Source organism: Oleiphilus sp. HI0123, assembly GCF_001635315.1.
Genome location: NZ_LWGE01000119.1, coordinates 1 through 302 on the forward strand (window position 1 = coordinate 1; position 302 = coordinate 302).

The 302-nt window shown below is 44.4% G+C and carries 1 protein-coding gene; it reads right to left on the minus strand.

Annotated elements, in window-relative coordinates:
- The coding region (locus tag A3761_RS26560; RefSeq protein WP_197472708.1) for a ribonucleotide-diphosphate reductase subunit beta at nt 1-302 on the minus strand (302 nt) is incomplete at both ends.

The following is a 302-nucleotide window of genomic DNA, read 5'->3' on the forward strand; positions in this document are numbered from 1 at the left end:
GTAAATGAGAACGCATTACCCATTTGACGGAAATCGTGTCTAGGGAACATACGCTTGAATCTACCGCCCCAGTACTCATTACCTAGCACTAGTTCATACAGTGTGAACAGCTTAAGTGTAGTAATTACACCATGTGCCTCAGCAGGTGTCATATTGACACGAATGTCTTGGATGTCTTTTTCTACGTTGATCTCGTGATGAAACCACATTACAGAGTTTTGAGCATCAGCGAAGGCTACTGCTTCAGGGTAGTCGAAGGTGTACGCTTCCTTGAAAGTTTGACAGCGTGGAGCAATAGGCAT